This window comes from Burkholderia sp. 28_3, assembly GCF_003253915.1.
Lineage (GTDB): Bacteria > Pseudomonadota > Gammaproteobacteria > Burkholderiales > Burkholderiaceae > Burkholderia > Burkholderia cenocepacia.
The window spans coordinates 1-3,419 of record NZ_QKZF01000067.1 but is presented as its reverse complement, the minus strand read 5'-3'; the positions used below and the strand labels follow the sequence as shown (position 1 = coordinate 3,419).

The following is a 3,419-nucleotide window of genomic DNA, read 5'->3' as shown; positions in this document are numbered from 1 at the left end:
CATGAACGAGATCAAGCACACGCCGGGGCCGTGGGAAACGAACGGCCTGCGCATCTGGGCGAAGGTGATGTTCAGTGATTCGCAAGCGCTCGAACTGGCCACGATGTCGCATTTCGTGCCATGCACCGAACGCGCGGCCACTGCACAGCTGATGACGGCCGCGCCTGACATGGCCGAGATCCTCGAAATCATCGCGGCCGACGCTGACGCGGGAGAGATCCTGCTGACCTCCGGCATCCGCATAGCCCTCGATGCTGCGCTGATCAAGGCCGGCCGCAAGGCTGCGCCGGAGCCGGTGCGGCACTTCCGCGCGTGTGGGGAGGATCTGTGATGAGTGAGAAAAAAGACGGTGGACCCGCTTTCGGTCAGGTTGTCGAGTTGCGGTGCGTGCGGCTCGAAATGGACGGAAGCGCGGAATATGAACCCGAGGCAATGATGCACGGCGGCCTCACTGTTCGCGATTACGTAGCTACGAAGGTTGCCCCCGCATTTCTTGCAGAGCTATTCATGGCATGGCGAAACGGCGAAGTGTCTTGTGAACCGGGATGGATGCAGGGTGTCGCTCAGGATGCCTATTTCTTCGCCGACGAAATGATCAAAGCGAGGAATTTGGCATGATGCCCACCCCTCTCAACAGCCCAACGCCTGTATTGCGCGGATACAAGCCAGCGCCTGTATCGCGTCTGCGCTACGTCCTTGAAGGCTCGGCATGGGCGGCCGCATACGGCGCCGCCGCCGGCTTTCTCTGGTACGGCGCGTACATCGCCGGCCCGTATCTGCGGAGCCTTGGATGAAACGCATGCTCCGAAACATCGGCGAGCTGTTCGCCCTTTGGATCGTTGTTGCGACGATCGCCCTCATCGCAATCTGGCTCGTCGTCCCGAAGATCTTCGATGCTCCGACCGACGAAAGGCCGACTCCTCTTCAATCCACCGCTGCGAGGACCGCATGACAACCACTACCGAACTGACCGTCGTCGAGCGCGCTGCCGTCGCGTTGGCGTCGACTGAGCGCGAGACGTCGCTGCGCGATCTCGTCGCGAAATCAACCGACCTCGTCGAGGTCAAGAACACTGCCGCGCGCGACCAGGTGCACGCTGCTGCGATGGTGCTGCGCACGGCGCGCACCGACATCCAGAAAGCCGCGAAGGCCGCGCGCGACGACGCGAACGCGTTCTCGAAGGCGGTCATCGCCGAAGAGAAGCGCCTCGTCGCGATCACCGAGCCGGAAGAGAACCGCCTGATCGGTATGCGCGACGAGTGGGACGAGGCACGCGAGGCCGAGAAGCGCGCGAAGCTCGAAGCCGAGCAGCGGCGCATCGCGGCGATCCGCGAGCATATCGACGATATCCGGTCGTTCGCGCAGCGCGCTGTCGGCGCGCCGTCGGCAAGCATCGCGACATGGATCGAGGATCTGAAAGAACTCGACATCACGACGGATCGCTTCGCCGAGCTGACCGGCGAAGCCGAAATGGTGCGCGGGGCGACCCTCGACAAGATGCTTGAGCTGCACGCTGCGGCCGTCGCCCACGAAGCCGAACAGGAGCGACTCGCCGCTGAGCGCGAGGCACTGGAACGCGAACGCGCCGCGCTGGCCGAACAGCAGCGGCAGGAAGCCGAAGCGCGGGCCGCGCGCGAGCGTGAGGAAGCCGCGGCGCGCGCTGAACAGGAGCGCATCGACCGCGAGCGCCGTGAGGCCGAAGAAGCTGCCCGCCGGGTGCAGCAGGAGCGCGAGGACGCCGAGCGCCGCGCAGTGCTTGAAGATCAACAGCGCCAAATCGACGCGGAGCGCGCGGAAATGGCGCGCCGTCAGGCTGAACTCGACCGCGCCGAGCGCGAGCAGCGTGAGCGCGAGGAAGCGGCAGCACGCGAGGTGCGTGAGCGTGAAGCGGCTGCCGCGCGCGAGCAGCAACAGCGTGAGCGTGAGGACTTCCTCGTTAAAGGGCCCGGGCTCGACGCGCTCGTCGATGTGATCGGCGCGCACTACAACGTCGAGTCGGCGACGGTCCTCTACTGGCTGTCCCTCTACGACGTCCAGCTTCCTGTCACAACCGCACCCCAAGAAGCCTGACCCACCCACTACGCGCGGCCGAGTCTCGCGCACATGGAGAAAACGCAATGTCCGACGTCATCGTCCAGCAGCAACCCGAAATCCTCACGCCGATCACCGAGATTGCGCCGGCGCCGGCCTCAATCAGTTCGGCGTCGCTCATTCTCAGCGATGAATCGATGGATCGCATGATCCGCATTGCCGACCTGATGGCGACCGGGCGCACGACTATTCCGAAGCACCTGCAGGGGAATCAGGGCGACTGCTTCGCTGTCTGCATGCAGGCCATGCAGTGGGGCATGAACCCGTTCTCGGTTGCGCAAAAAACGCACCTCGTCAACGGCACGCTCGGATACGAGGCGCAGCTCGTAATCGCGGTGCTCAATGCATCCCCTGCTCTCGCGACGCGCCTCAACTTCGGCTGGTCCGAAAACTGGAAAGGGGTGAATGGCAAGACCGATAAGAGCGACGATCACTGGGCCGAGGTCTGGGCCATGCTGAAGGGTGAGACAGAGCCGCGCGTGCGGCATGTGTCCATGGCGGAAGTGGGCGACGTTCGCAACTCGCCGAACTGGGTTGCCGACCCGAAACAGCAGCTCGCCTATCTCACAGCGAAGCGCTGGGGGCGCCTGCACGCGCCTGACGTAATCCTCGGCGTGTACACGCCCGACGAGCTGCAGGACGGCGTCGATTACGGGACGGGCCAGCCGATCAACATGCAACGCGCGACGCCGGCTCGGATCGCAGGCACCGCGGCAAACAGCAACCGGCCGGCGCGTACGCCCGAGCACGACGCGATCGTGAAGAAGCTGGAGGACATCGCGCGCAACCTCGGCTTCGAACCGTTCAAGGAAGAATGGACGAAGCTCTCGAAGGAGGACCGGTCGGCAATCGGCCTGCGCGAGCGCGATCGCATTGCCGCGATCGCTGGCGCACCGGCCGCGCAGCAACAACCCGACGGCGCGCCGCAGGGCGACGGCGCCGGCCAGCGCGAACCCGGAGCGGACGATGAGTAACGCCATCGAACAGCGCACGCCCGAATGGTATGCGCAGCGCGCCGGCCGGATCACGGCGAGCCGTTTCGCGGACGCGATCGCGTTCACGGGCGGCGAGCCCGGCGACGTATACAAGTCCGGCCCGAAGAAGGGCCAGCCGAAGCCGCGCCAGTCCACTGGCGCGCGCGACAAGTACATGCGCGAGATCGTGTTCGAGCGGCTCGCCGCGACGTCGACGCACCAGGTCGGCGGCCGCGCGACGAAATGGGGCGAGGAAATCGAGCCATTCGGCCGCGAGCAGGTCGAGCTCGTGACGGGCCACATCATCGCGCCCGGCGGCTTCTTCACGCACCTGCGTTACGAGTTCCTCGGCGC

The 3,419-nt window shown here is 65.4% G+C and carries 6 protein-coding genes; all 6 read left to right on the top strand.

Annotated elements, in window-relative coordinates; all coding sequences use genetic code 11:
• The first annotated feature begins 1 nt into the window (after nt 1).
• Nucleotides 2-331 (top strand): hypothetical protein, encoded by a 330-nt coding sequence (locus DFS13_RS39535; RefSeq protein ID WP_111442895.1) that lies wholly within the window; start codon nt 2-4, stop codon nt 329-331.
• Nucleotides 331-618: a hypothetical protein gene (locus DFS13_RS39530; RefSeq protein ID WP_111442894.1), complete on the top strand. Its 288-nt coding sequence runs from the start codon at nt 331-333 to the stop codon at nt 616-618. The genes DFS13_RS39535 and DFS13_RS39530 overlap by 1 nt, the downstream gene beginning before the upstream one ends.
• A gap of 172 nt (nt 619-790) precedes the next feature.
• The gene (locus tag DFS13_RS40570) at nt 791-952 is read left to right on the top strand and encodes a hypothetical protein (protein WP_166677924.1); all 162 of its coding nucleotides are present in this window, start codon (nt 791-793) and stop codon (nt 950-952) included.
• Complete coding sequence (locus tag DFS13_RS39520) at nt 949-2,070, top strand: hypothetical protein (RefSeq protein WP_241308609.1); 1,122 nt, start codon at nt 949-951, stop codon at nt 2,068-2,070. The genes DFS13_RS40570 and DFS13_RS39520 overlap by 4 nt, the downstream gene beginning before the upstream one ends.
• A gap of 47 nt (nt 2,071-2,117) precedes the next feature.
• On the top strand, nt 2,118-3,065 hold the full coding sequence (locus tag DFS13_RS40680) for a RecT family recombinase (protein ID WP_208328485.1): 948 nt from the start codon (nt 2,118-2,120) through the stop codon (nt 3,063-3,065).
• The coding region (locus DFS13_RS39505) for a YqaJ viral recombinase family protein (protein ID WP_146610060.1) at nt 3,058-3,419 on the top strand (362 nt) is incomplete at its 3' end. The genes DFS13_RS40680 and DFS13_RS39505, both read left to right, overlap by 8 nt.